Origin of the sequence: Endozoicomonas sp. (assembly GCF_051008435.1) — a bacterium.
Lineage (GTDB): Bacteria > Pseudomonadota > Gammaproteobacteria > Pseudomonadales > Endozoicomonadaceae > Endozoicomonas_A.
This window is the reverse complement of record NZ_JBPCXO010000268.1, coordinates 1-1,621: the sequence shown is the minus strand read 5'-3', so window position 1 is coordinate 1,621 and position 1,621 is coordinate 1. Positions and strand designations below refer to the sequence as shown.

Here is a 1,621-nt window from a genome sequence, read left to right as displayed (position 1 = left end):
TAGGTGCATTACCTGTAAAACTGATGTTTTTTAGAATCAGGGAAAACAGCCTGACTGCTTCTCAGGAAAATCCGGCAAAACTATACGACGAAAGGTGTTCTACCTGTGCTTTGAAATTCCTATACATTGACCTGGCCTGGCTTTGCAAAGAAACTCAATTACCGGTGCTGGGAAAAGGCATCATGACCGCTGCAGATGCCCTGAGTGCAATGAATCATGGGGCAGCGGGTATCATTATTTCCAACCATGGTGGCCGTAATCTGGATTCGGGCCTGTCGACCATTCAGGTGTTGCCAGAAATACGTTCTGCTGTCCCTGAAGCAACTATTTTGCTGGATGGAGGTATTCGACGGGGAACTGATATTTTAAAAGCACTGGCATTGGGAGCCAACGCGGTATTAATTGGTCGCCCTTACCTTTATGGTCTTGCAGCAAGCGGCTCAAAAGGTGTGGAAGAGGTGATAAAGCTTCTCGGAAAAAAATTGGAAACAGCGATGATACTGACAGGTTGTCCAAACACCGCTTCCATCTCAAGAGACATTATTTATTAGGCGTACAAAAGATAATTATGGACCACCTCCTCCCTTGAACAAGAGTCAGTAGCCCATAACTTCCTGCTAATACGGGTTAAGTTTTAACAGTATCTTCTCTAACGACCCGATAGACTTTTGCAGCAATTTTCCATTGCTCACAATCTTTGACCAGAGTCAGATAATCCTCAAAGTATCTTGGCTGAACGGCGCTGGCTACTTTAACCACCGCGACTTCAGAACCAGACAAATCAATACTCAAAATCTGCCCATAGGGACCGTAGCCGGCATCTCTGGGAGCAGCACGGTTGCTGACTACTTCCAGGTATTCCGCCATGGCCATATGTTTGACCCCCTCATCGGTGGTCCACTGCAGCAAGCACTCTGGGCGGTAGATCTTCTGGATCGTTTCCACATCACCTTCATAAAGTGACCGGAAGTACTCTTCCACCAGATCTTCAATTTCCTGAACATCCGACATAATGCCTCCTGTTACTTCACTGCCTTGATGACTTCGGCGAAGGCTTCCAGCATGGCCAGCTCTTCTTCCTGAGGGTAGTAACCCACGTGGTGCCAGAAAACAAACTCATCCACCCCGTAGGTTTCCTTCAGACTACCCACATGATCAATGACCTGATTGATGGTGCCTTCCCAGAGACGACCCATTGGCACTTTGTAAGGAGTGCACGTTATAAGCCGTATTGAACAGATTCTCGAAGGTTTGCTTGTGCTTTTTCGCTTCGGCTTCATTTCGCCCCATGACCAGGTGGCCACCCAGAGCCAGTACGTCACTTCTAGCTACCTTGCGACCGACTGTTTCTGCTTCTTTCATGTACTCATCAATAGTGATGTCGATAAAGTCATTCTTGCCAACAAACGACACCATCTTTCCACTTTCTCTGGCCCAGAAACGACAGGTGTCCATAGACCAGCTGAATGGCGCGTAAATGGGAGGATGCGGATCCTGATACTCGATTCTGCAGTTTTTAGCGTTTGACGAAGGAAGATTCTTGTGGACTGCGGAACCAGTCTACTACTGTGACTCTTGTGCCAAGCCTAGCGAGGTACAATCAACATCACAGCAGCAGGCT

General features: G+C 47.6%; 4 protein-coding genes. 1 reads left to right on the top strand and 3 read right to left on the bottom strand.

Annotated elements, in window-relative coordinates:
* On the top strand, positions 1 to 551 hold a 551-nt coding region (locus ACR2PX_RS13785), incomplete at its 5' end, for an alpha-hydroxy acid oxidase (RefSeq protein WP_433999929.1).
* A 76-nt stretch (positions 552 to 627) separates the two neighbouring features.
* Here ACR2PX_RS13785 and ACR2PX_RS13780 read toward each other — a convergent pair.
* From ACR2PX_RS13780 to ACR2PX_RS13770, 3 genes are read right to left on the bottom strand one after another with little or no spacing between them, the layout of a single operon-like run.
* Positions 628 to 1,011, bottom strand: coding sequence for a nuclear transport factor 2 family protein (locus tag ACR2PX_RS13780; protein WP_433999928.1), 384 nt, complete (start codon positions 1,009 to 1,011; stop codon positions 628 to 630).
* Positions 1,012 to 1,022: 11 nt separating this feature from the next.
* Positions 1,023 to 1,196, bottom strand: a complete 174-nt coding sequence (locus ACR2PX_RS13775) for a hypothetical protein (RefSeq protein ID WP_433999927.1) — start codon at positions 1,194 to 1,196, stop codon at positions 1,023 to 1,025.
* The gene (locus ACR2PX_RS13770; RefSeq protein WP_433999926.1) at positions 1,156 to 1,455 is read right to left on the bottom strand and encodes a hypothetical protein; all 300 of its coding nucleotides are present in this window, start codon (positions 1,453 to 1,455) and stop codon (positions 1,156 to 1,158) included. Before ACR2PX_RS13770 ends, ACR2PX_RS13775 begins: the two co-directional genes overlap by 41 nt.
* Between the last annotated feature and the right edge of the window lie 166 nt (positions 1,456 to 1,621).

What these genes read in the sequence shown, in the direction of transcription:
- ACR2PX_RS13775 (WP_433999927.1), bottom strand. Translation starts at nt 1,196, where the DNA reads ATGGGTCGTCTCTGGGAAGGCACCATCAATCAGGTCATTGATCATGTG.
- ACR2PX_RS13780 (WP_433999928.1), bottom strand. Translation starts at nt 1,011, where the DNA reads ATGTCGGATGTTCAGGAAATTGAAGATCTGGTGGAAGAGTACTTCCGG.
- ACR2PX_RS13770 (WP_433999926.1), bottom strand. Translation starts at nt 1,455, where the DNA reads ATGGACACCTGTCGTTTCTGGGCCAGAGAAAGTGGAAAGATGGTGTCG.